25 protein-coding genes are annotated in these 26,080 nt (G+C 29.7%); 16 read left to right on the forward strand and 9 right to left on the reverse strand.

All coding sequences use genetic code 11. The features are described from left to right. Positions 1-5: 5 nt before the first annotated feature. Together BTO18_RS02035 and BTO18_RS02040 are read right to left on the reverse strand one after the other, a co-directional pair. Positions 6-302 (reverse strand): putative quinol monooxygenase, encoded by a 297-nt coding sequence (locus tag BTO18_RS02035; protein WP_105014625.1) that lies wholly within the window; start codon positions 300-302, stop codon positions 6-8. A gap of 6 nt (positions 303-308) precedes the next feature. Beyond that, positions 309-1,169, reverse strand: coding sequence for an SAM hydrolase/SAM-dependent halogenase family protein (locus tag BTO18_RS02040; RefSeq protein WP_105014626.1), 861 nt, complete (start codon positions 1,167-1,169; stop codon positions 309-311). Between the two features lie 127 nt (positions 1,170-1,296). On the opposite strand from BTO18_RS02040, the gene BTO18_RS02045 reads away from it, so the two are divergent. From BTO18_RS02045 to BTO18_RS02070, 6 genes are all read left to right on the forward strand, one after another. Next, positions 1,297-2,250 (forward strand): PhoH family protein, encoded by a 954-nt coding sequence (locus BTO18_RS02045; protein WP_105014627.1) that lies wholly within the window; start codon positions 1,297-1,299, stop codon positions 2,248-2,250. After that, positions 2,247-2,867 (forward strand): hypothetical protein, encoded by a 621-nt coding sequence (locus BTO18_RS02050; protein WP_105014628.1) that lies wholly within the window; start codon positions 2,247-2,249, stop codon positions 2,865-2,867. The genes BTO18_RS02045 and BTO18_RS02050 overlap by 4 nt, the downstream gene beginning before the upstream one ends. A 41-nt stretch (positions 2,868-2,908) precedes the next feature. After that, positions 2,909-3,856, forward strand: coding sequence for a phosphoribosylaminoimidazolesuccinocarboxamide synthase (locus BTO18_RS02055; protein WP_105014629.1), 948 nt, complete (start codon positions 2,909-2,911; stop codon positions 3,854-3,856). A 155-nt stretch (positions 3,857-4,011) separates the two neighbouring features. Then, entirely contained in the window at positions 4,012-5,199 is a 1,188-nt protein-coding gene (gene fabV, locus BTO18_RS02060) for an enoyl-ACP reductase FabV (protein ID WP_105014630.1), read from the forward strand. A 57-nt stretch (positions 5,200-5,256) separates the two neighbouring features. After that, complete coding sequence (locus BTO18_RS02065; RefSeq protein WP_105014631.1) at positions 5,257-5,736, forward strand: hypothetical protein; 480 nt, start codon at positions 5,257-5,259, stop codon at positions 5,734-5,736. Beyond that, the gene (locus tag BTO18_RS02070; protein ID WP_105014632.1) at positions 5,729-6,085 is read left to right on the forward strand and encodes a glyoxalase; all 357 of its coding nucleotides are present in this window, start codon (positions 5,729-5,731) and stop codon (positions 6,083-6,085) included. Before BTO18_RS02065 ends, BTO18_RS02070 begins: the two co-directional genes overlap by 8 nt. Positions 6,086-6,311: 226 nt before the next feature. On the opposite strand, the gene BTO18_RS02075 is transcribed toward BTO18_RS02070, so the two are convergent. The 3 genes from BTO18_RS02075 to BTO18_RS02085 form a co-directional block, all read right to left on the reverse strand. After that, complete coding sequence (locus BTO18_RS02075; protein WP_105014633.1) at positions 6,312-6,857, reverse strand: fasciclin domain-containing protein; 546 nt, start codon at positions 6,855-6,857, stop codon at positions 6,312-6,314. A gap of 156 nt (positions 6,858-7,013) precedes the next feature. Then, positions 7,014-7,805 (reverse strand): TerC family protein, encoded by a 792-nt coding sequence (locus tag BTO18_RS02080; protein ID WP_105014634.1) that lies wholly within the window; start codon positions 7,803-7,805, stop codon positions 7,014-7,016. A gap of 62 nt (positions 7,806-7,867) precedes the next feature. Next, positions 7,868-8,617, reverse strand: coding sequence for a sulfite exporter TauE/SafE family protein (locus tag BTO18_RS02085; RefSeq protein WP_105014635.1), 750 nt, complete (start codon positions 8,615-8,617; stop codon positions 7,868-7,870). A gap of 113 nt (positions 8,618-8,730) precedes the next feature. Here BTO18_RS02085 and BTO18_RS02090 point away from each other — a divergent pair, with 113 nt between their 5' ends. The 6 genes from BTO18_RS02090 (at position 8,731) to BTO18_RS02115 (ending at position 16,189) form a co-directional block, all read left to right on the forward strand. Continuing rightward, positions 8,731-8,994, forward strand: a complete 264-nt coding sequence (locus BTO18_RS02090) for a DUF4212 domain-containing protein (RefSeq protein WP_105014636.1) — start codon at positions 8,731-8,733, stop codon at positions 8,992-8,994. An 11-nt stretch (positions 8,995-9,005) separates the two neighbouring features. Beyond that, positions 9,006-10,694: a sodium:solute symporter family protein gene (locus tag BTO18_RS02095; RefSeq protein ID WP_105014637.1), complete on the forward strand. Its 1,689-nt coding sequence runs from the start codon at positions 9,006-9,008 to the stop codon at positions 10,692-10,694. A gap of 124 nt (positions 10,695-10,818) precedes the next feature. Continuing rightward, entirely contained in the window at positions 10,819-12,726 is a 1,908-nt protein-coding gene (acs, locus tag BTO18_RS02100; protein ID WP_105014638.1) for an acetate--CoA ligase, read from the forward strand. Positions 12,727-13,076: 350 nt separating this feature from the next. Next, positions 13,077-14,843 (forward strand): ABC transporter ATP-binding protein, encoded by a 1,767-nt coding sequence (locus BTO18_RS02105; RefSeq protein ID WP_105014639.1) that lies wholly within the window; start codon positions 13,077-13,079, stop codon positions 14,841-14,843. A 126-nt stretch (positions 14,844-14,969) separates the two neighbouring features. Beyond that, complete coding sequence (locus BTO18_RS02110; RefSeq protein ID WP_105014640.1) at positions 14,970-15,737, forward strand: DUF6503 family protein; 768 nt, start codon at positions 14,970-14,972, stop codon at positions 15,735-15,737. Between the two features lie 107 nt (positions 15,738-15,844). Next, entirely contained in the window at positions 15,845-16,189 is a 345-nt protein-coding gene (locus BTO18_RS02115) for a hypothetical protein (protein ID WP_105014641.1), read from the forward strand. Between the two features lie 17 nt (positions 16,190-16,206). On the opposite strand, the gene BTO18_RS02120 is transcribed toward BTO18_RS02115, so the two are convergent. The 3 genes from BTO18_RS02120 to BTO18_RS02130 form a co-directional block, all read right to left on the reverse strand. Continuing rightward, the gene (locus BTO18_RS02120; protein ID WP_105014642.1) at positions 16,207-16,746 is read right to left on the reverse strand and encodes an NUDIX hydrolase; all 540 of its coding nucleotides are present in this window, start codon (positions 16,744-16,746) and stop codon (positions 16,207-16,209) included. Then, complete coding sequence (locus BTO18_RS02125; protein ID WP_105014643.1) at positions 16,747-17,904, reverse strand: aminotransferase class V-fold PLP-dependent enzyme; 1,158 nt, start codon at positions 17,902-17,904, stop codon at positions 16,747-16,749. A 150-nt stretch (positions 17,905-18,054) separates the two neighbouring features. Further along, positions 18,055-19,143, reverse strand: coding sequence for a M42 family metallopeptidase (locus tag BTO18_RS02130; protein WP_105014644.1), 1,089 nt, complete (start codon positions 19,141-19,143; stop codon positions 18,055-18,057). A gap of 124 nt (positions 19,144-19,267) precedes the next feature. Between BTO18_RS02130 and BTO18_RS02135 the strand changes: the two genes are divergently transcribed. Beyond that, positions 19,268-20,155 (forward strand): ABC transporter ATP-binding protein, encoded by an 888-nt coding sequence (locus tag BTO18_RS02135; protein WP_105014645.1) that lies wholly within the window; start codon positions 19,268-19,270, stop codon positions 20,153-20,155. 85 nt (positions 20,156-20,240) lie between these two features. After that, positions 20,241-23,891, forward strand: coding sequence for an ABC transporter permease/M1 family aminopeptidase (locus BTO18_RS02140; RefSeq protein WP_105014646.1), 3,651 nt, complete (start codon positions 20,241-20,243; stop codon positions 23,889-23,891). A 70-nt stretch (positions 23,892-23,961) separates the two neighbouring features. Here BTO18_RS02140 and BTO18_RS02145 read toward each other — a convergent pair whose 3' ends face one another. After that, positions 23,962-24,354 carry a DoxX family protein gene (locus BTO18_RS02145; protein WP_105017470.1) on the reverse strand — a complete coding sequence of 131 codons (393 nt, stop codon included), beginning with the start codon at positions 24,352-24,354 and terminating at the stop codon, positions 23,962-23,964. A gap of 210 nt (positions 24,355-24,564) precedes the next feature. On the opposite strand from BTO18_RS02145, the gene BTO18_RS02150 reads away from it, so the two are divergent. Both BTO18_RS02150 and dapA read left to right on the forward strand, forming a co-directional pair. Beyond that, positions 24,565-25,071: a DUF6913 domain-containing protein gene (locus BTO18_RS02150; protein ID WP_226789138.1), complete on the forward strand. Its 507-nt coding sequence runs from the start codon at positions 24,565-24,567 to the stop codon at positions 25,069-25,071. A gap of 99 nt (positions 25,072-25,170) precedes the next feature. Further along, a complete protein-coding gene (dapA, locus tag BTO18_RS02155) occupies positions 25,171-26,046 on the forward strand; it encodes a 4-hydroxy-tetrahydrodipicolinate synthase (RefSeq protein WP_105014647.1) in 876 nt (291 codons plus the stop codon). Positions 26,047-26,080: the final 34 nt, after the last annotated feature.

Consider the following 26,080-nt stretch of genomic DNA (forward strand, 5'->3'; position numbering starts at 1 on the left):
TTTGTTTAAGTTAAAGATTCTTTTTTATCCACACTCCAAGCTTCAGGTTTATTATTAAAATAACCTTTTGTTTGTTGCCAAGTTGTTTTAAAGAAATCAGAATTTCGATAGTTTTCTAAATCTTGTTCAGTATTCCAAAAAGAATACGTGAAAAAGATTTCAGGATTAATTTTATCTTGATATAGTTCTAATAATTGGCAACCTTCAGTATTTCTAATTTGCTCCTTTTTCTCATCAAACATTTGCTCAAATTCTTGAATATGATTTGAATGAAAACTCATTTTTACAATTCTAACAAACATAAAACATTAAGTTAAAGGTGTGTATTCTGGTTTTGATTCTGTAAAAAAATCAATAATAATTGGGTCTCTATATTCTAAACCTAATAAAGTTGATGCACCACCAACAGTTTTTAAATTACTTCTGTAAATGGCAATTTCTAAATAACCAGCAGAATTGAATAATGCTAGTTTATTACCATCAAATTGATTGTAATCGCTAGAAGATGTGCCTTTAATTTCATTGTATTTATTAAATATTTTGGTAAAAGAATAACGAGAAGCAGTTACTTTAAAAGCACGTCCTTTTCCAACATCATTAAACATCTTTTTACTTATGTTAGTAATAATATTTCCATAATTGTCAATATATAAAACGCCACCAATAATTTGATTTTGACTCTGATTTACTTTTGGCTGAATTTCAACAAGTTTTTTAAACTCTTTAATTTCTCTACCAATTACAGTTAAGTTTCCTCCTCTAGCAATAAAACAAGCTACTTTTACAAACACATCTAATACAGGGAAACTACTTTCAATTCTATCATGAATATTAATTTCTACAATTTTTGTAGGTACAATTTCAGAAGCTATCATAGAAATAATTCCATTGTCTGGACACACAAAAAAATGACCATCTAGCTCTAGAGCAATATGCTTATTGTCAATACTTAATTCTGAATCAACACCTACTATATGTGTTGTGCCTTTTGGGAAACTTTTATAAGAGTTTTTAAGAATATATGCAGTTTCTGTAATGCTAAATGGAGAAATTTCGTGAGTAATATCAACAATTTTAGCATCAGCCAATTCAGAAAAAATAGCACCTTTTACAGCCCCAACAAAATGGTCTTTTGTTCCAAAATCTGTAGTTAGTGTTATAAAAGACATGTAGTTTTATTGTTGATTAGTTGTGTAAAAGTTGTTAACTATTTTACGCAAATCTAAACATTTTAGGTTTTTAAATTACTATTTTTAGTTGATTAATTAACGCTAATTTTATACAAAATATTATCATTTGAACGAACGCATTATAGAGCTTACAGAAATCAGTCCTAAAGATTTTTTTGGAGCTCACAACAGTACTATTGAGCAGTTAAAAAGATATTTCCCGAAAATAAAAATTGTCGCTCGAGGATCTAAATTAAAAATTTACGGAGAATCAGATCTTCTGGATGAATTTGAAATTCGTTTAGAACGCTTAATAAAGTATTTTAATCGATATAATAAATTGGATGAAAATAGCATTGAGCGTATTTTAACATCTACAGGAAAGGAGGAAAAAACAACTTCCGCAAGAAATACAAAAGATGTTTTAGTACATGGAGTAAGTGGAAAGTTAATCAAAGCCCAAACAGAAAATCAACGTAAAATGGTTACTTTAATGGCAAAGAACGATATGTTGTTTGCTGTAGGACCAGCAGGAACAGGAAAAACCTACACAGCTGTAGCTTTGGCAGTTAAAGCCTTAAAAGAAAAAGAAGTTCGTAGAATTATTTTAACAAGGCCTGCTGTAGAATCAGGAGAAAATTTAGGGTTTTTACCTGGCGATTTAAAAGAAAAATTAGATCCTTACATGCAACCTCTATATGATGCTTTACGAGATATGATTCCACACGAAAGATTAGAATCTAATATCGAAAAAGGAGTGATACAAATTGCACCTTTGGCATTTATGCGTGGTAGAACTTTAGATAATGCATTTGTAATTTTAGATGAAGCCCAAAACACGACACATAACCAGATGAAAATGTTTTTAACGAGAATGGGTAAAAATGCTAAATTTATTATTACAGGTGATCCAGGTCAAATAGATTTGCCAAGAAAACAAGTTTCAGGTTTAAAAGAATCTTTATTAGCATTAAAAGATATCGATGGCATAGCACAAGTGCATCTGGATGATAAAGATGTAGTAAGACACAGATTAGTTAAGAAAATTATTACAGCATATAAAAGTATAGAATCAGAATGATAAATATTGAGGATAGTAAATTAGGCTTGCAAGATTATTTTTACATTGGGTATTTGTACTTAATTATTTTAGGAATTGTGAGTGATGCCATTTTCTATGGAATTTTCGGAGTTTCTTACCTCAATTACACTACAATTTTAGATGCTCTAATTTCCCCAATAAGTTTGTTAACCAATAATTGGAAAATTTCTCTTTTTTTAGCGTTAATGTTTTGGTTGATGTATTTGTATTTTACAAAATGGATGTTCAAATTATATGCGTATTTGAGAGAGAAAAAATGGTATCGAAAAATATATAATATTGAAAAGTGGGATAAGAAATATGAAGAGTTAGGCAAAAAGAAGAATATTATTCCTGGAATGATGTCTATTTTCTTCTTACTATTTATTTCTATGAGAACAGGAATGGGAATTGGTATGAAACAGAAATATGCTAAAAAAGAAATTATACCCAATTACACTTTAGTTTTTAAAGATAATACCCAACTTGATGTACGTAAAATAGGACAAAATTCTGCTTATTTCTTTTATTTTATCCCTGGTGAAAAAGTAATTACTGCCACACCAATTACAGATAATTTAAAGCAAATAAAAGTTTTAGAAAAGAAAAAGAAATAAACTGGATAGTTTATTTTTGCAGCCACAACATAATTATAATAATGAATACAATTAATGAAACGAATTTCCAGTTTCCAAATCAAAAATCTGTTTATAAAGGTAAGGTAAGAGAAGTTTACAATATTAATGATGAACTTTTAGTAATGATTGCCACAGATAGATTATCTGCTTTTGATGTGATTTTACCACGTCAAATTCCATTTAAAGGTCAAATTTTAAATCAGATTGCTACAAAAATGATGAATGATACAGCAGATGTTGTTCCTAATTGGTTACTAGCAAATCCTGATGAAAATGTTGCTATTGGTCATCTATGTGAGCCTTTTAAAGTAGAAATGGTCATAAGAGGTTATCTTTCTGGTCATGCAGCTCGTGAATATAAATTAGGTAAAAGAATGTTGTGTGGAGTTGAAATGGCAGAAGGTTTAAAAGAAAATGATAAATTTCCTACTCCAATAATAACACCATCAACAAAAGCTGATAATGGCGAACATGATGAAGATATTTCTCGAGAAGACATTTTAGCAAAAGGAATTGTTTCCGAAGAAGATTATATCATTTTAGAAAAATATACAAGAGCTTTATTTAACAGAGGAACAGAAATAGCTGTTAAAAGAGGTTTAATTTTAGTAGATACCAAATACGAATTTGGAAAAACTAAAGATGGCAAAATTGTTTTGATTGATGAGATTCACACTCCAGATTCTTCTCGTTATTTTTATGCTGATGGTTATGAAGAAAGACAAGATAATAACGAAGCACAAAAACAATTGTCTAAAGAATTTGTAAGACAATGGTTGATAGAAAACGGTTTTCAAGGAAAAGAAGGGCAACAAATACCAGAAATGTCAGATGAAAAAATCATCGAGATTTCGAATAGATATATAGAGTTATACGAACAAATTACTGGAGAAAATTTTGTAAAAGCATCTACAGAAAATGTACTAGAAAGAATTGAAGAAAATGTGAATTCTTTTTTAATAAACTAAAACACGATTTTGTCATTGCAAGGAGGAACGACGTGACAATCTCAATAATAAATAGCAATCATCTAACAGATTACTTCGACATTCTTCCTAGTAATGACGAATTTTTTTGAAGTTTTTATTTTTAATCAAAACAATCAATTAACAAACAACTAAAAATGATTATAGAACCAAGAACAAGAGGCTTTATTTGCTTAACATCACATCCAACAGGTTGTGAGCAAAATGTAATAGATCAAATAGAATATGTAAAATTGAAAGGAAAAATTGACGGTGCAAAAAAAGTATTAGTAATTGGTGCATCAACAGGTTTTGGCTTGGCATCAAGAATTACAAGCGCTTTTGGTTCTGATGCTGCAACCATTGGAGTTTTCTTCGACAAGCCAGCAACTGAAGGCAGACCAGGTTCTCCAGGTTATTACAACACAGCCGCTTTTGAAAAACACGCTCATCAAGCAGGTTTGTATGCAAAAAGTATTAATGGAGATGCATTTTCAAATGAAATTAAAGAACAAGTTGTCAATTTGATCAAAGAAGATTTAGGGCAAATTGATTTAGTAATCTACAGTTTGGCATCACCAGTAAGAAAACATCCAGAAACTGGAAAACGTTACAAATCCGTTTTAAAACCGATTGGAGAAGTTTTTAGCAATAAAACTGTTGATTTTCATACAGGAAATGTATCAGAAATATCTATAAATCCTGCAGAAGGAGACGATATTGCAAATACTGTAACAGTAATGGGTGGTGAAGATTGGAAAATGTGGATGGATGCTTTACAAGCTGAAAACCTACTTTCTGAAGGAGCTACAACTGTTGCCTATTCTTACATTGGGCCAGATGTTACAAAACCAGTCTATAGAAATGGAACAATTGGTGCTGCAAAAGACGATTTAGAAAAAACAGCTGTTACAATTACTGATGATCTAAAATCAATAGGAGGTAAGGCATACGTTTCTGTAAATAAAGCTTTAGTAACGCAAGCTAGTTCTGCAATTCCTGTAATACCTTTATACATTTCTTTATTATTTAAAGTGATGAAAGAAAAGAATATTCACGAAGGTTGTATAGAGCAAATTCAACGTTTATATAGCCAACGTTTATTTGGTGGCGATTTAGATTTGGATGCAAAAGGAAGAATAAGAGTTGATGATTGGGAAATGCGTGAAGATGTGCAAGCAGAAATTGCAGAACTTTGGAAAAGTGCTACCACAGAAAATTTATCAGAAATAGGAGATTTAGAAGGCTACAGTAATGAGTTCTTTAAACTTTTTGGATTTAAAGTAGCTGGAGTAGATTATGATGCTGACGTAAATGAAGTAGTAAAGATTCCTAGTGAACAATAATTAGAAATATCATTTTTATGAGAGTAAGAATCTAAATTTTAACATTTAAATTAAATTTTGAAAGCAGCCACAATAAAGTCTTTGAAAGATGAATTATCTCATAAATCTTCAGATGAGTTAAAAAGGTTGTGTCTACAACTGGCTAGATTTAAAGTTGAAAATAAAGAATTACTTACCTATTTATTATTTGAAGCACATAACGAAGAACAGTATATTGAAAATTGTAAATCTTTTATAGATACCTTATTTGATGAAATAGATACCCAGAATGCGTATTATGTTCGTAAAAAAATACGTAAAATATTGTCGTCAAGTAAAAAGTTGATTCGTTTTTCAAAGAAAAAAGAAACAGAAGCAGAGGTTTTACTTCATTTTTGTAAGAAATTGAAAAACTACAATCCATTTTTTAAGAGAAGTACACGTTTGCAAAATATTTTTCAAACACAAATGCGAATGGCTAAAAATGCGGTTCTAAAATTGCATGAAGATTTACAATACGATTATCAATTAGAATTAGATAATTTATTAAATGACTAAAAATAGACCAACATTAGAAAACCTAATAAATGCTAATACGACTGAAGTTGAAATTTTTCAAAATTCGGTATTAAGACCAATAATTAAGATGCAACATGATCTTATAATTGCATTTTTTGAAAGTTATTTAAAAAAGAGAAAAATTGTTTTTACTTCTTTATCTGAAGAAAAGAAAAAGAATATCATAAAATCTTCTATGGAGAAGGATATTTCTTTTAAAAATAAGATTATTGGTAGTGTTTTAGGTCATTTTTCTATGGATGAATATCAAAATTATACTCAAAATTCATCTGAATTTAATAGGCGAATAAAGCAAATCATCATTAAAAGATTGCAAGACAGTATATAATTTCTCTACAATAAAAAACCGCTACTTTAAGTAGCGGTTTCAATCAATCAACCAAAAAACTTCTTTTATTTAAAATTTCACAGATGTGAAATAACTTTGAGAAGTATATTTATATATCTTACTTATTATTTTTAACATTACAAATATAAGCTTTATTTGTTTAATTAAATGTTAAAATGAATAAACATAAATAAAATATTTTAATGTTTGTTATAATAATTTTTTATTATTGAGGCATAACAACAGAGTCAATAGCATGTACAACTCCATTAGAAGCATCTACATCAGTTATTACAACAGTTGCTGTATTGCCTTTTACATCTGTTAAGATTACTTTTCCGTCTTTTAAAGAAGCAGTTAGTTTTCCTCCTTGTACGGTTTTTATTACAAATTTACCTCCATTATCAGTAATTGCTTTTACTACATCTTTTGCTTTAAACTCACCTGCAACAACATGATACGTTAAAATTGATGTTAATAATTTCTTGTTTTCTGGCTTTAATAAGTTAGCTACTGTGCCTTTAGGTAATTTATCAAATGCATTATTTACAGGAGCAAATACAGTAAATGGTCCATCACTGTTTAGAGTTTTTACTAAATCAGCAGCTTTTACAGCAGCTACTAAAGTTGTAAAATTATCATTAGAAGCAGCAACACTAACAATAGTTTCTTCCTTGTTTTTTTTCTTATCAACAGGGTCAGTATTAGCAAAAGTTGGTAAAGAAATTACGATAGCTAAAGCTGCTGTTGATAATAATTTTTTGAAATTCATAATATATGTTTTAAGTTTTCAACAAAGTTAATATAGAAATGATTTTATTTTGTTTAATTAAATGTTAAAATAATTAAACAAAATATTAAAACTTACTTTAACTAAAAAAAGACGCTTTTTTATGGCGTCTTCTATTTTATGTATGTAAGTTTAATTCTACTTTTCTGTCAATAATTTTTTCTGATATTTTCCTTGCACAACATCAATAATAACTAAAATACCAATTACAAAATAGAAAGTTGTTTTGCTCATTGGTACAATCTCTTCACCAAACAGTTTTATGTGAGCCAAATGCCCTCCTTCAGTTACTAACATAATACCAACTATAAAAAGTATGAATAATCCTAATACTTCATACATTCTATTTTTTGCCAAAAATGATGATATTCTGTCTGCTAAGAACAACATTAATAAACCACTGATTACAATAGCAATAGCCATTACAATAAATGCAGTTGTAGCATTTTCAATTTCACTAGTTAAACCAATTGCAGCTAATATGGAATCGAATGAAAATACTAAATTCATTAAAACAATGCTAGCAATAACTGCGTTAGAAGATTTTGTTCGTTTTGAACCTCCCTCAACATCATTTTCCAAATCAGGACTTCCAATCATATGCCAAATTTCTTTAATGGCTGTATAAATGATAAATCCACCACCTAATAATACAATAATACTGTGTCCATTAAAGGCGAATTTTACAACGTCTTCAATTCCACCTGATAAAAAAGAAAAGGGTTCTTGAAAGTAATCAATAATAGAAACTAAAAGAAATAATAACACAATTCTTAAAGCAATTGCAATTAAAATTCCAACTTTTCGAACTCTTTTTTGGTCTTCAATAGGTGCTTTTTTAGATTCTAAAGAAATGTATAATAAATTGTCAAAACCCAGTACAGCTTGTAAAAGGATTAACATTATTAAAGTAAAAATAATCGCTAACATATTTTTTGGTTGATAAAATTATGGTTTAAAAAAGCCAAATATATTAAAGTAATTTTGCTTATTTAAAATAAATATTTGATTAAAATTCGGATGCTCACAAAAGCGATTAAAATAGCAGTAGCTTTTTTAAGTTGAATAGGTGTAAAACGTTTGGTACTTATTCTGCTTCCAATTTGTCCACCTATAAATACAGTAATTAATACGATTGATGTTAAATTCCAGTCAATCATAAAATCAGGATTTGAATATTGCCCAAACAAGCCAGCAATAGAATTTACAAATATAAAAACGCTGGCAGTAGCTGCTATTTTTTTTGGAGTATCCCAATTTGTTAAATGTAAAAGAGGTGCAAGAAAAATACCACCTCCAATGCCAACTACCCCTGAAATAAAACCAATTGCACCCCCTAAACTTGAGTTTTTAAATGTACTTTTCGCATTCATTTTTTTATTAGTATTTATAATTTTTTTAGATAGCCACATTGTAATGGCTGCAAAAAGAAGTGTAACTCCTAATAAGACAAAAAAGAACTGTTGACTAATTTTTAAATAGCCTCCTAAAAATGCAAAAGGAACACTCAATAAAACTAACGGAATTATTTTTTTCCAATCTAATTTTTTCTGTTGCTGATATAGCAACACATTTCCAGAGACAACAACTATATTACAAAGTAAAGCTGTTGCTCTAATCTGCGTAAAAACAATTCCTGTTAATGCTAAAATAGCCAAATAGCTTGAACCACCTCCAAAACCAACTGAAGAATATAAAATGGATACTATAAAGAAAAAAAAACATATGTAAAGATTTTCCATACTAATTTAGTAGTTTTTAAATTATATGGTTAAATTTTGCATCTAAAAAGGAACATTCTCACACATAAAAATATAAATTTTAAATTAAATTGCCGACCTAAAAACTAATTATTATGGATAAAAATCAAAATCTAAAGAAAAAATATTGGAAAAAGAATTTAAAGTATTTAGCCATATTATTAAGCATTTGGTTTTTGGTCTCTTTTGTCTTCGGAATTCTTCTAGTAGATGAACTCAACACTATAAGATTAGGTGGTTTCAAACTAGGGTTTTGGTTTGCACAACAAGGCTCCATTTATGTATTTGTCATTCTCATTTTTGTATATATCAAATTGATGAACAAGCTGGATAAAGAATTTGGGTTTAACGAACAATAAAAAGTAAAATTATGAGTATTCAAATTTGGACGTGGATTTTAGTAGGCATCACATTTACATTATATATTGGTATTGCAATTTGGTCTAGAGCAGGTTCTACCAAAGAATTTTATGTTGCTGGTGGTGGAGTTTCTCCATTAGCAAATGGTTTAGCAACAGCAGCAGATTGGATGTCTGCAGCATCTTTTATATCAATGGCAGGTTTAATTTCCTTTAATGGTTATGATGGTTCAGTGTATTTAATGGGTTGGACAGGAGGTTATGTTTTATTGGCTTTATTATTAGCTCCTTATTTAAGAAAATTCGGAAAATTTACAGTGCCAGATTTTATTGGAGATCGATATTATTCTAATGTTGCAAGAAGTGTAGCCGTTTTTTGTGCTTTGTTGGTTTCATTTACTTATGTAGCTGGTCAAATGCGTGGAGTAGGTTTAGTTTTCTCACGTTTTTTAGAAGTTGACATCAATACTGGTGTAATTATTGGGATGATAATCGTACTGTTTTATGCGGTTTTAGGTGGAATGAAAGGAATCACGTACACACAAGTTGCTCAATATTGTGTATTGATTTTCGCCTTTATGGTTCCAGCAATTTTTATATCAATTCAAATGACAGGAAACCCAATTCCACAATTAGGTTTTGGAGGAGCTGATGAAAATGGAGTTTATTTATTAGATAAATTAGATGGCTTGCATAGAGATTTAGGTTTTGCTGAATATACTTCAGGAAGCAAATCAACTTTAGATATATTCTTTATAACAGCAGCACTAATGGTGGGTACAGCAGGATTACCTCACGTAATTGTTCGTTTTTTTACGGTTAAAAAAGTAGCTGATGCTCGTAAATCTGCAGGTTGGGCTTTATTATTAATTGCTATTCTATATACAACTGCACCTGCAATAGCTGTTTTTTCAAGAACTAATTTGATAGAAACTGTGAGTAATAAAGAGTATGCTACATTACCAGAATGGTTTTCCAATTGGGAAAAAACAGGTTTAATTTCTTTTGATGATAAAAATGGAGATGGCAAAGTTCAATACGTTTCAGACCCTTCTAAAAACGAATTAATTGTAGATAAAGACATTATGGTTTTAGCAAATCCAGAAATTGCACAATTACCAAATTGGATAATCGCTTTAGTGGGTGCAGGTGCATTAGCAGCAGCATTATCTACAGCAGCAGGTTTATTATTAGTCATTTCTGCATCAGTTTCTCACGATCTAATCAAGAAAATGGTGAATCCTAATATCACTGAAAAAGGAGAGTTAATAGCAGCAAGGTTATCTGCAGTTGTAGCAGTTTGTGTAGCTGGTTATTTTGGTATCAATCCACCAGATTTTGTAGCAGCTACTGTAGCTTTGGCATTTGGTTTGGCAGCAGCCTCCTTTTTTCCAGCAATTATTTTAGGGATTTTTAGTAAGAAAATGAACAAAGAAGGTGCAATTGCAGGAATGCTTGTTGGTATTCTTTCAATGCTTTTTTATATGTTAAAATTCAAATTCGATTGGTTTGGAGGAGGTACAAAACAAGATTGGTGGTTTGGTATTTCTCCTGAAGGATTTGGAACAGTTGCAATGATAGCCAATTTTATAGTGGCAATTGTAATTTCTAAACTTACACCAAATCCGCCAAAAGAAGTACAAGAAATAGTAGAAAATATAAGAATACCAAGTGGAGCAGGAGAAGCTCATAATCACTAAAAACTAATGAAATTTCTTTTTTAGAAAGTATTTGAGAAGAAATATTTTTTAAAATTAAACAATTCAAATATATTTGAGAGTTTCAGTATAACTAATGCCTTAAGACTAAAAATAACTACTAATAATGAGTAATTATCACATAAAACACATAGAAGAATATTATCAAGTTTATAGAAAATCGTTAAGAGAACCCGAAAATTTTTGGGATGAAATAGCCTCTGAACATTTTTTGTGGAGAAAAACTTGGGATAAAGTTTTAGAATGGGATTTTACAAAACCAGAAGTAAAATGGTTTCAAGGTGCACAATTAAACATCACAGAAAACTGTATTGATAGGCATTTGGCAACAAGAGCAGACAAAACTGCCATTCTTTTTGAGCCTAACAATCCAAATGAAGCAGCTGAACACATTACTTACAAACAGTTGTCAGAAAGAGTCAATCAATTTGCAAATGTGTTGAAAGAAAATGGAATTCAGAAAGGAGATAGAGTTTGTATTTATGTACCAATGATTCCAGAATTGGCAATAGCAACTTTAGCTTGTGCAAGAATTGGAGCCATTCATTCAGTGGTTTTTGCAGGCTTTTCATCAACAGCATTATCAACCAGAATTAATGATGCAGATTGTAAAATGGTTATCACTGCTGATGGTTCTTACAGAGGCACAAAAACCATCGACTTAAAAGGAATTGTAGATGAAGCTTTAGAATCTTGCCCATCAATAGAAACAGTTTTGGTCGCAAAAAGAATCAATTCTGATATTACTATGAAAGGAGGTCGTGACAAATGGTTGCAACCTTTGTTAGATAAAGCATCAACAGAATGTGAAGCAGAAATAATGGATGCAGAAGATCCACTATTTATTTTGTACACTTCTGGATCAACAGGAAAACCAAAAGGAATGGTGCATACCACTGCTGGCTATATGGTGTATACAGCGTATACGTTTAAAAATGCGTTTCAATATAGAGAAAACGATGTGTATTGGTGTACAGCAGATATTGGTTGGATTACAGGGCATTCGTACATTGTGTATGGTCCTTTAGCAAATGGAGCAACCACTGTACTATTTGAAGGAGTGCCAAGTTATCCAGATTTTGGACGTTTTTGGGAGATTGTAGAAAAACACAAAGTCAATCAGTTTTACACAGCACCTACAGCCATTAGAGCTTTGGCAAAACACGGAACAGAACTCGTAGATAAATACGATTTATCATCTTTAAAAGTGTTGGGTTCTGTAGGAGAGCCTATAAATGAAGAAGCTTGGCATTGGTATAATGACAATATTGGTAAAAAGAAAAGTCCGATTATTGATACTTGGTGGCAAACAGAAACAGGAGGAATGATGATTACTCCAATTCCATATGTAACAGCCACAAAACCAACCTATGCAACTTTACCATTTATAGGAATTCAACCTTGTTTGATGGATGAAAATGGAGAAGAAATTAAAGGAAATCAAGTAGAAGGAAGATTGTGCATCAAACACCCTTGGCCATCTATGGCAAGAACCATTTGGGGAAACCATCAACGTTATAAAGAAACCTATTTTTCTGCATTTGAAAATAAATATTTTACAGGAGATGGCGCTTTAAGAGATGAGGTTGGGTATTACAGAATTACAGGTAGAGTAGATGATGTAATCATTGTTTCTGGACACAATTTAGGAACAGCCCCTATTGAAGACGCAATTAATGAACATCCAGCAGTTGTAGAGTCAGCTATTGTTGGTTTTCCTCACGATATTAAAGGAAGTGCATTATATGGTTACGTAATTTTAAAAGACACAGGAGAAAGCAGAAATCACGATAATTTAAGCAAAGAAATCAATCAAGTAATTACAGAACATATTGGTCCTATTGCAAAGTTGGATAAAATTCAATTTACAGAAGGATTGCCAAAAACACGTTCAGGAAAAATTATGAGACGTATTTTACGTAAAATAGCCGCTAACGAAATGGAAAATTTAGGAGATGTTTCTACCTTGTTAAATCCAGAAGTTGTGCAACAAATTATTGATGAGCGATTGTAATTTTTTTAAGAAGCTACCTGTGCTGAACTTGTTTCAGTATCCCAATTTTCGTCCCAATCTTTTTTCTTTTGCTCTTTAAAAAGTCATTGCGAGTTTACGAAGAAATCTCTTTATTTAAAAGAGATTACTTCATTCTTACCTCACTCGTAATGACGCTTATTTAAAACTAAAAAAAGGATTTCCACTACAATCAGGGTTAAACCTGTTTGAAGCTTTTATGATATTTCTTAAAACTTATATTTTTTAGTTGTGGAGTTTTTAAGCAAATAACAATTTTGCTAATATGTCAGATTATTCTCAATGGCACATATATTGACAATCAATAAATATCTACATTCTGAATATAATTTATGCAACATCTCAAAGAATCAACCAAAAATAAAAAGAAACCAAAAGTAACTTTAAAACAAGCTTTTAAAACAATTATTTGGCCAAGAAGAAATCTTGTTTTTTTAGGTTTAATTTTGATTATTATAAGAAGCTTATCTGGTTTTGTTTTGCCATTACAAAGTAAAGTATTGATAGATGAAGTAGTTCCTAATAAAAATTACGATCAACTATATATGTTAATCTTAATTGTAATTGCCGCAATTTTAGTACAGGCAGTTACTTCTTTTTTATTGACAAAAGTGCTGAGTATACAAGCACAATATTTAATATCCGAATTAAGGGCAGAAGTGCAAAAGAAAGTACTGACTTTACCTATTAGTTTTTTTGACAATACAAAATCTGGAGCTTTAGTATCTAGAATTATGAGTGATGTTGAAGGTGTTAGAAATTTAATAGGAACAGGTTTAGTACAATTAATTGGAGGTTCAATTACAGCAATTATCACTTTAGTTATTTTGATAAAAATGAATGTTTGGATGACGCTTTTTACTTTTGTGCCATTATCAATTTTTGGATTGATTGCTTTAAAATCGTTCAAATATATTCGTCCAATTTTTAGAGCAAGAGGAAAAATAAATGCAGAAGTAAAAGGAAGATTAACAGAAACTTTAGGGGGAATTCGAGTAATTAAAGCTTTTAATGCAGAAGAACAAGAAAGTAAAATATTCGAAAAAGGAGTAGCAGATATTTTTACTAATGTTAAAAAAAGTATGACAGCAACTGCTATTATGACAAGTTCATCTACTTTTTTAATAGGTTTAGCTACAACAGGAGTTATGGGAATAGGAGGTTATTATATGATTCAAGGTACAATGACTTTTGGAGATTTTATTCAATTTACATTTTTACTCGCATTTATGGTAGCTCCAATTGTGCAAATGAGTAATATTGGTAGTCAACTTACAGAGGCTTTAGCAGGTTTAGACAGAACAGAAGAGTTGATGAATATGGCTGCAGAAGAAGATGATGAAGAAAGAACCATAGTTTTAGAAAACACCAAAGGAGAAATCATTTTTGATGATGTTTCTTTCGCTTATGAAGAAGGTAAAGAAGTGTTGAATAACATCAATTTTAAAGTACCTTCTGGTTCTGTAACAGCTTTGGTTGGGAGTTCTGGTTCTGGAAAATCTACAATTGCAGGATTATCTGCAACCTTTTTAAACCCGAAATCTGGTAAAATTACGATTGACAATCAAGATATGTCTAAAGTTAAACTATCTAGCTATCGTAAAAATTTAGGAGTGGTTTTACAAGATGAGTTTCTGTTTGAAGGTTCTATTAGAGAAAATATACTATTTCCTAGACCAAATGCATCAGAAGAAGAATTACAAAACGCTGTAAAAGCCGCTTATGTTAATGAATTCACAGATAGATTTGAAGATGGTTTAGATACGTTAATTGGAGAAAGAGGCGTAAAATTATCTGGAGGTCAAAGACAACGATTAGCCATTGCAAGAGCTATTTTAGCAGATCCTAGAATTCTTATCTTAGATGAAGCCACTTCAAGTTTAGATACAGAAAGTGAAGCCTTAATTCAGAAAAGTTTATCAGAATTAATAAAAGATAGAACTACAATTGTAATTGCACACAGATTAAGTACAATTAAAAAAGCAGATCAGATTTTAGTAATAGAAGCTGGTGAAATTGTAGAAAGAGGAACTCATAATGAGTTAATATCTTTGGAAGGTAGGTATTATGATTTATATACCTATCAAGCTAAAATTTAGTAAAACTTAATTTTATAGAACTTGAAAAATCTTTAAAATTGATTATCAAGTTTTTCAAAACAGTTTTCCTATTTTTGTAAGTAATCAATTAGAAATCGACTTTACCATAAAATAAAATTAGACCAAATGAATAAAATAATTGTATTTCTTGTTTTTAGTTTAGCAATCATCTCTTGTAAAAAAGAAGTAAAAAAAGAAACTCAAGTAAAGAAAACTGTTGTAGAGAAAAAAGAAAATTTCCCAAATGAATTAGATAAAGTATTTACCAAACATGGAGGAATTGACACATGGAGAAAAGCAAAAGTATTGTCATTTAATAAGGGTAAAGAAGTCCACACAATAGATTTACATTCAAGAAAAACAGTAATTAATCATCCAAAGTATTCATTAGGTTTTGATGGAAAGGAAGTTTGGTTAGATGAGGAAGATAAAGGGAATTACAAAGGAAACCCAACTTTTTATTACAATTTGTATTTTTATTTCTATGCAATGCCTTTTGTATTAGCAGATGATGGAATTATTTATGAAAAAGTAAACGGAATTACTTTCGAAGAAGTTACCTATCCAGGAATAAAAATTTCTTATGAAGCGAATGTTGGGATATCACCTGATGATAATTATATCATTTACTATAACCCAGAAACCTATCAAATGGAGTGGTTAGCATACACTGTTACATTTAAAACTAAAAAACCAAGTGACAGATATAATATCTTAAAATATAATAAGTGGGAAAACGTAAACGGATTGATTTTACCTAAAGAAGTATTATGGTACAAAAAAGATGCAAATGGGAATCCTAATAAACCAGCAGGGACACCAACTGAATTTACATTACCATTAGTAAGTCAAGGGAAATTGGCAGACTCCTTTTTTGAAAAACCACTTAAATAAATGTAAAATCATCTTTTAACAAAAACTTATAAAGTAATAATAATAGATTTTATTTTTTTTATCTAAATTTAAAAATGAATTATTTATAATTAAATATTTGCTAAATTATGGAAACTAAATACAATAATATTAAACAGCAAGCTTATAGTTTTGGTTCTAAATTCTTAAACTCTAATTATAGCAAAGAAATAATTGGTGTTAAATTACAAAAGCAAGGTTTTTCAGGTAATATTTCTAAAGAAGTGGCAAAAAATATTGTTATACAAAGAAATAAACAAGCTAAAAAAGATTCTTTTAATTACAAAAAATTTGGTAGTACTGTAGTTTCAATTTGGGCTTTACTTTCTGTATCGGTATTTATAGCTACAGGAGATGTTCTCGAAAGTTTAGGATTTTGTATTATTGGTATTGGCTCTACTTTCTTAATTCATGTAATGACCACAGATAAATAGGCTGTTTTTTAAAATTATTAAATATACTCTACAATTTTATCATAAACCATACAATAATATTCATGAAACCTTGAAAGCAAAACGTTTTCAAGGTTTTTTGTTGATTTTAAAATTGATAAATCAAACAATTTTATGTCTGCAACTTCTTCTTTTTGAATGATTAATTTATCTATAGACACTTTTAATTCGGCAATAAAAACGTGGTGATATTCATTATCCTGAATTCCGTTTTTATGAGAAACTTCATGGATTCTTGTTCCAACTTTGATGAGATCTTCTTCTTCAAGTTCTAAACCAATTTCCTCAAAAATTTCTCTTTTTGCTGATGATACAATCGATTCTCCAGCTCCAATATGCCCAGCAACAGAAATGTCCCACAAACCAGGAAATACTTTTTTTGTTAAAGCTCTTTTTTGCAGTAGTATTTTTTTATCCGAAGTAAATAACCAAATATGAACAGTTGCATGAAACCATCCGTTTTTATGTGCTTCAGATTTTAGAGCTGTTTTTCCTGTTGGTTTTCCTTCAGGAGTTAAAATATCTATAAGTTCGTCCATTTACAAACAAGATTTTATACAATTAACCAATTTTATAAAATCTTCTTTTGTATTGTAAACATGACAAGAAATACGAATGTAATTTCCACGAAAAGAAATAAAAATTTTATCTTCTTTTAGTTTTGTTTTCAATAAATCAATATTTATTTTTTGTGATAGTTCCACTCCAAATAAATGGTAAGTTCTAAAATTTTCATTTTCAATAAAACAATCTAATTTTTTGAGTTCTACAACCAAATCTGAAGTAATTTCTTTACAGTATTCTTGAATTGCATTTGGAGTCCATTTTAGAACCTGTTGTAAAGCTGCAATTTGCATTTTTGTATGTATAAAACTTGCATGTTCACCCACAGAATATCTATTGGCTAAAGGTTTGTATTGAGGTTGATAGGAGGTAAGTTCACTCATATTTTCGCTATTTAAACGGTTACTCCAGTTTTCTTCTAAAGGATTCCCATTATCAAAATAAGAACCAAAATAAGCATAACCAGAACCATAAGGACCGAAAAGCCATTTGTAGCCTCCACAAATTAAAGCATCTGGTTGTATTTCTTTTACAGAAAAAGGCAAAGCTCCAATAGATTGGCTACCATCAATAATTAAAAGAGCATTGTGTTTCTTTGTATTTTTTCTAATTGCTTTTAAATCAAATAAAGTACCATTTGCCCAATGAATATTTCCTAAAGTAACCAAAGCAGTTTTATCAGAAATGGAATTTAGAATAGCTTCATTCCATTTTTTGCCTCGATTTTCTGTAGTTTTTGGCATTGAAACAATTTTCAACTTTGCATTAAATTGATTGGCGAGTTTTTCCCAAACATAATAATTGCTAGGAAACTGACTTTCAACCAAAAGAATTTCATCATCTTTTTTTAAAGTGATATTATTAGCAACAGTAGCTAAACCGTAAGAAGCAGAAGGAATATTTGTAATTCTGTCATAATCATCAACATCAATCAGTTTTGCAAAAAGCTTTTTTACTTCTTTTACTGGCTCAAAATAACTAGCTCCAACAATTTTATAGGGATGACTTTTTTCTAAAACACCCTCAATTCCTGCTTTTTCAACTGCTTTAAAACTTGGGGATTGTGCTGCAATATTTAGATAAGTAATCTCTTCTGGAATACTGAATAAATGTTTTTGATTTTTTAGTTGCATAAAGTAAAAATGTGTTGTCAGTTCGAGTGGTTTTTATTGCAATGAAATGAAAATAAAAAATATATCGAGAACTCTATTTTAAAAAAGATTTCTCGATACAAATTTATTCATGCTTCATAAATTAACTCGAAATGACAGTTTGTGTTTGTCTTATTCAAAATAAGAGAAAGTATCTCCATCTTTAATTTTTAAAAGTGATTCGTAAATCATTTTAATTACGTTTTCTACATCACTTCTATGTACCATTTCTACAGTAGTATGCATGTATCTTAAAGGTAAAGAAATTAAAGCTGAAGCAACACCTCCATTGCTATAAGCAAATGCATCTGTATCTGTACCTGTTGCTCTAGATAAAGCTGAACGTTGAAAAGGAATTTTATTAGCTTCTGCAGCATCAATAATTAAATCTCTCAATTTTTGCTGAACGGCTGGTGCATAAGCAATAACTGGACCTTTTCCAATTTCTAAATGACCTTCTTTTTTCTTCTCAATCATTGGTGTTGTTGTGTCGTGAGTTACATCAGTTACAATAGCTACATTTGGTTTTATAGTTTGCGTAATCATTTCTGCACCTCGTAAACCAATTTCTTCTTGTACAGAATTTGTAATGTATAATCCAAAAGGCAATTCTTTTTTATTTTCTTTTAATAAACGAGCTACTTCTGCAATCATAAAACCACCCATTCTGTTGTCTAAAGCTCTACAAACAAACTTATCTCCATTTAAAACATGAAATTCGTCTGGATAAGTAATTACACAGCCTACGTGAATTCCCAATGCTAAAACTTCATCTTTAGTTGCACAACCAGTATCTATGGTTATATTATCTGGTTTTGGAGCTTGCTCATTAGATTTATCTCTAGTATGTATAGCTGGCCAGCCAAAAACACCTTTTACAATTCCATTTTTAGTATGAATATTTATTATTTTACTAGGCGCAATTTGATGATCTGATCCTCCATTTCTAATTACATAAATCAAACCATTATCGCTAATATAATTTACATACCAAGAAATTTCATCTGCATGCCCTTCAATAACTACTTTATATTTTGCATCAGGATTTATAACACCAACAGCAGTTCCATAAGTATCTGTAATAAAACTGTCTACATAGGGTTTTAGGTATTCCATCCAAATTTTTTGACCTTCCCATTCATAACCAGTTGGGGCAGCATTATTTAAATATTTCTCTAAAAATTCTAATGATTTTTCGTTTAAAATTGATTTTTCTGACATAATATCTTTTCTGTTTTTGTAAAAATAAAACGTTTTTTAGGAATTGAAAACTATAAAACATAAAAAAATGTAACAAAAGTCCGTATTTTAGCACTTATACTACAAGTAAATTAAAACCAAATTCATGAAATTAGTAATTCAAAATTTAACAAAAACGTATAAAAACGGAGTTAAAGCAATAGACAATTTAAGTATAGAAATAGGAACAGGAATGTTTGGTCTTTTAGGACCAAATGGAGCTGGAAAATCCTCTTTAATGCGAACTATTGCTACTTTACAAAGTCCTGATTCTGGATTAATTACTTTTGGCGATATTAATGTTTTAGAAGATAATATGTCTTTGCGAAAAGTGTTGGGATATTTGCCTCAATCTTTTGGAGTATATCCGAAAATGTCAGCTGAAGATTTGTTAGATTATTTTGCAACATTAAAAGGTATTTCTAATAAATCTGAAAGACAAGCTATTGTAAAAGAAGTATTAGAAATTACAAATTTGTATGATGTAAGACGCAAACATGTAGCTGGTTATTCAGGAGGAATGAAACAACGTTTTGGTATTGCTCAATTATTGTTAAATAATCCTAAATTAATAATTGTAGATGAGCCAACTGCTGGTTTAGATCCAGCAGAAAGACATCGTTTTTTAAATGTTTTGCGTGAAGTTGGTACAAATTGTACAGTGATATTTTCTACACACATTGTAGAAGATGTAAAAGAATTGTGTAATGAAATGGCAATTTTAAATGGAGGCAAAATATTAAAACATACAACTCCACAAGAGGCTACAAAAGAGCTAGAAGGTAAAATTTGGAAAAAAGTAATCAATAGAGATGATTTAGAGGAAAATGAAGCTCAATTCAATATTTTATCATCAAACTACAATCAAGATAATACATTAAATATTAGAGTGCATTCAGATGTAAAACCTTCAGATGATTTTGTATCTGTAACTCCACAATTAGATGATGTATATTTTATCGCTTTAAAACAAGATGAACCAGTTTTAATCTAAAATTGAAAGTTAAAGGTTGGAAATTTCATATATCCAACAAAAGTTCTAAAAATCTAACTTTCTAATCATCTAACAATCAAATAATATGTTTTCAACAATATTCAAACAAGAATTAAAGTACTGGTTTAAAAGACCTGCATTTTACATTTACCTAGGTATTTTTATCTTTTTAGCCTTCTTTTTTTCAGCAACATCAGCAGGTATTTGGGATTCTATTACTGTAACAACAGGCTCATCTAGAATCGTAAATTCTCCAATAGGAGTTAACAATCTTTTTAGTGGGCTTACTACATTTATTTTTTTCTTATTTCCTTCTATAATAGGAGTTTCTATTTATAGAGATTATAAAAGCGAAATGCACACTATTTTATACTCGTATCCGTTTACTAAAGCCAATTATCTTTTCGCTAAATTTTTAAGTAGTTTAACTATTGTTACCATTATTGTTTTAGCTATTAGTTTTGGAATGTTTATAGGTTTCCGTTTCCCAGGTACAAATTCAGATATTGTTGGTGCATTTATCATAATTAGTTATCTAAAAGCATATTTAGTATTCATTTTACCAAATGTGTTACTATTTGGTGCTATTGTTTTTGCTGTTGTTACTTTTTCAAGAAATATTGCAGCTGGTTTTATTACGGTTATAGTTTTGTTATTTGTACAGGGAGTTGTAGCCAGTGTTTTATCTGAACCAGACCAAAGAGGTTTATTAGCAATTTTAGATCCTTTTGGTGGTGGAGCTGTACAATATTACACCAAATATTGGACAATGTCCGAGCAAAATGAAATGCAAATTCCGATAAAAGAAATGATTATTTACAATCGTTTATTATGGACAGGAATTGCAGTACTGATTTTTGGCTTGGTGTTTAAATTCTTTACTTTTAGTCAAAATGCGATTTCTTTTTCTTTTAGAAAAAAATCAGGAGAAAGGCTTACAAAATCTAACTTAAGTGGTATAACAAAAATTAACTTACCAAAGGTTACTTATGATTATTCTTTTCTTCAAAATTTAAAAACAACTTGGCGAATTTCGAATGTTGATTTTAAATATATTTTTAAAAGTTGGCCTTTTATTTCTATAGTATTAGTTGGTGTTATTTTAATTATTGTTGGGTTATTTACTGTGGGTAATATATTTGGTACTGAAACATTGCCTGTTACGTATAAGATGTTGAATGGTGGAGGTGTTTTTGTAATTTCAATAAATATCTGTACATTTTTATATGCTGGGATGCTCGTACAAAGAGCCAAGATTGCTAGAGCAAACCATTTGGTTGATGCTACTCCAGTTCCTAATTGGGTGTTATTAGTTTCTAAATTAATTGCGTTACTAAAAATGCAATTGGTGTTATTAGCAGTAATAATGATTTCAGGAATTATTTTCCAAACTTACAAAGGCTATTATGATTTCGAAATAGGGCATTACCTTTATGAATTGTATGTATTAGACTTTCTAAACTACCTAGTTTGGGCATTATTAGCAATATATATTCAAACTTTAATTGGCAATCCATATTTAGGCTTATTTGCGTTATTAATCATTGCTATTGGCATGCCTTTACTTTCTTTTGTTGGTATAGAACAATCTATTTTTAAATATAATGAAGGACCAGGTTATAGATATTCAGATATGAATGGATATGGTTTTTCTATTGGTCCATATTTATGGTATAAAGTCTATTGGATTTTATTAGGAATTGTTCTATTAATAAAAGCAGGTTTACTTTGGGTACGTGGAATTCCTTTTTCTTTTAAAGAGAGGCTATCAATTGCTTCATCTAGATGTAAAGGATTATCAGTAATAGGTTTAACAGTTTTCTTTCTTTCATTTTTAGCACTAGGTTATACTATTTACACTAAAAATAATCCTAAAGGAGAACGTTTATCTTCTAAAGAACGTGAAAAACTACGCGTTGAATGGGAAAAGAAATACAAAAAATACGAAAAATATTTACAACCAAGAATAGTTTCAGTAAAAACTGATGTTGCCATTTATCCAAAAGAAAGAACCTATACAGCTTCTGGTAATTTTGTAATGGTCAATAAAACAAATACGCCTATTGATAGTATTTTCTTAAACCATAATTCTTTAGAAAGTACATTTGAGTTTAGTAAACCAAACAAATTAATTTTAGAAGATACCATACATAATTTTGATATTTATCAATTTGAAAACAAAATTATGCCTGGTGATACTTTAGAGTTATCTGTAACTCTAGAAAGTGATAAAAATACTATGTTTAGGCAAAACTCGCCAATTAAAGAAAATGGTACGTTTATTAATTCTGGTATGTTTCCTTCTTTAGGATATTCTTCTCAAGGAGAATTAAGAGACAATAAAACACGTAAAAAATACGATTTACCTCCTAATGATTTACAACCTCATCCATCAGATTCTACTGCTTTAGGTAATACTTATATTTCTAAAGATTCCGATTGGATAGATTTTGAAGCAACAGTATCTACTTCAAAAGATCAAATAGCAATTGCACCTGGTTATTTGCAAAAAGAATGGACAGAAGGTGATAGAAGATATTTCCATTATAAAATGGATAGTAAAATCTTAAACTTTTATGCGTTTAATTCTGCTAGATACGAAGTAAAAAAAGAAATGTGGAATGGCATTAGTTTAGAAATTTATTATCATAAACCACATACGTACAATTTAGACAGAATGATGAAAGGTTTAAAAGCATCTTTGGCATATAATGCAGAAAACTTTAGCCCTTATCAACATAGGCAAGCAAGAATTTTAGAATTTCCACGAACGGATGGAACATTTGCGCAATCATTTGCAAATACAATTCCATTTTCTGAAGGCTTTGGTTTTATTGCAGATGTAGATGATACCAATGATGATGGTGTAGATTATCCATTTGCAGTTACAGCTCACGAAGTTGCGCATCAATGGTGGGCACACCAAGTAATTGGTGCAGATGTTTTAGGAGCTACAATGCTATCTGAAAGCTTATCTGAATATGTAGCTTTAAAAGTTTTAGAGCATCAACATGGAAAAGAAAAAATGAGAACATTTTTAAAAGAAGCTTTAGATGGTTATTTACAACAAAGAACTTTTGAAACCAAACGCGAAAAACCATTGATGTATAATGATGGGCAGGGTTATATTCGTTATGAAAAAGGATCTTTAGTTTTGTATGCTTTGAGTGATTATATTGGAGAAGAGAAACTCAATGGAGCATTAAAAAGGTATGTTGAAAAAGTAGCTTTTCAAGAACCACCTTACACTACTTCTATTGAAATGGTAGATTTTATTAGAGAAGTTACTCCAGATTCTCTACAATATGTAATTAAAGATATGTTTGAAACCATTACTTTATACAAAAATAGAGTAAAAGAAGTGACTTCAACTGAATTAGAAAACGGAAAATATCAAGTAGATATTGAGTTTGAAGTTTCTAAATATAAGAATGATGAAAAAGGGAAGAAGTTTTATGGTGATAAAGTAGGAGATACGTTAACCTATAAAAACGATAAAATGAACAAACCAATTTTATCTGTAAAACTACAAGACTACATAGATATTGGTATTTTTACAGAAGAAGAAGTTGATGGTAAAAAGAAAGAAATTCCATTGTATTTAAAGAAGCATAAAATTACATCAATCTATAATAAAGTATCAATTATTGTTGATAAAAAACCAACTGAAGTTGGTGTAGATCCTTACAATAAGTTGATTGATACAAATTCTGAAGATAATAGAAGGAAGTTGTAAATTCTTTCCTTTAGATAGATATTCTAAATTGGGCTTGTATAAATATTAGTTTAAACAAGCTCAATTTATTTTAAGAAAATTTAGACCCAATAAAAGGAATATTTTTTCGCTCTTTAAACAATACTATAAGCCCAACAATTAAAATAAATATAGCAGAGCCAAATAATAAACCACCATCATTATTATGGCTGATTCCTATTTTAGTGAGGTGCCCTAAAACAGCACCACTCATTAATCCTATTGTCATTAAAGCTCCAAACCAAACAGATTTTGGTACAAATAATAAAATAGAAGCAATCAATTCAAGAACTCCTGTTCCTATTCTCATGTAAGCTTCGTTTTCACCTGCAAGTTTTGTGAATAATTCAACACTTTCTTGAGCAGCAGAGAATTTATAAAATAAGGTTTGTAGCATTATAATAGCTGCTATAGCTTTTAAAATAGTAATTAGATTTTTATTCATTTTGGTTGATTTTGACAATTTAGACGCAATTATTTATTGCTACTTACACAACAAACAAAAAGATAAATTTTTACTGCATGGATAAAAATAAACATAAGGACAACTGTTGTGTAAATTTGTTCAAAGAATTTGTAATAAATAAAACTATAAAATCAATAATATTTTTACTTTTACAACAACATTAAATTTTTAGATTAATACTATTAAGACTTGAAAAAAAGCTTCATCAAAAAAAAATTCCGAAAACTTCTCGTAGAAAAAGAAGAAAACAGGGTTGTATCTCATGATGAGGTTTATACTGTTGGTATTGTTACTTCAGCAGATATATCTAAATGGATTAACCTTGCTGACGAAGTTGAAAGAATTTTAGGTTTAGGTAATGTTAGAGTTTATAATTACAGATCTTACAGTAAAAATGATGTGCTCTCATACAAGTTTTTTACCGAAAAAGATTTTACTTGGAAAGGAGAACCTAAAAACAAAATGTTTACATCTTTTATAGAAGAACCTTTCGATTTATTAATAGGTTATTTTAATAAGAATAATCTTTATCTCGAGAATGCAGTTTTACGCTCTAATGCAAAATTTAAAGTTGGTTTTGCAAAAGTAAATCAGAGTTTATATGATATGGAAATTGCAGAATATCCTACTAAAACAGAACGTTTTTTATCAGAATTAAAAAAATATTTAATTGTTTTAAAAAAACTAAAAAATTAAACTTCAATTAAAAAGTTGTAAATTCTTTATTCAAAAGTAAAATAGCAACTTAAATTACATTTGAATATTGTAATTTTACACTTTATAAATTTAGATAAAATGCAAAAATTTGTTGGTATGGGTGTTGCTTTGGTTACACCTTTTAATAATGATTCTTCTGTTGATTTCGAAGCATTAAAGAAATTAGTAACTTATAATATTGATAATGGTACTGATTATTTAGTTATTAATGGTACAACTGGTGAGAGTGCTACTATTACTAAAGAAGAAAAACAGCAAATTATTGATACTATTGTTGCAACAAACAACAATCGATTACCTTTAGTTTTAGGTATTGGAGGTAACAATACATTAGAAGTTGTAAAAGAGTTGCAAACAAGAGACCTATCAAAAATAGACGGAATTTTATCTGTAGCACCATATTACAGCAAACCAACACAAGAAGGTTTTTACCAACATTATAAAGCTATAGCAGAAGCAACAGAAAAACCAATTATTTTGTACAATGTTCCAGGTAGAACAGCCAAAAATATGGAACCAGCAACCACGTTAAGGTTAGCAAAAGATTTTAATAATATTGTAGCTGTTAAAGAAGCAGGTAACAATCAACAGCAATACAATAGTTTACTAAAAGATAAACCAGCAGATTTTTTAGTGATTTCTGGAGATGATGATTTGGCTTTAGGGGTAGCTTTAGCTGGTGGTTCAGGAGTAATTTCTGTAATTGGGCAAGCTTTTCCTGTTGAATTTTCTAAAATGATTCAATTAGGATTAGAAGGTAAAAATAAAGAAGCTTATGCTATACATTTTAAGTTGATGGATGTTATCGATTATATTTTTGAAGAGAACAACCCAGCAGGAATCAAAACGGTTTTACAAGAATTAGGAATATGTGCAAATAATGTAAGGTTACCATTGGTTAAAGCCAGTGAAGGTTTACATTCTAAAATTGCTGATTTTGTAAAAAACTTCTAATTCTCAATTCTCAACTTTAAATTATGTGCTTCGA

This window comes from Polaribacter porphyrae (assembly GCF_002954685.1).
Taxonomy (GTDB): domain Bacteria; phylum Bacteroidota; class Bacteroidia; order Flavobacteriales; family Flavobacteriaceae; genus Polaribacter; species Polaribacter porphyrae.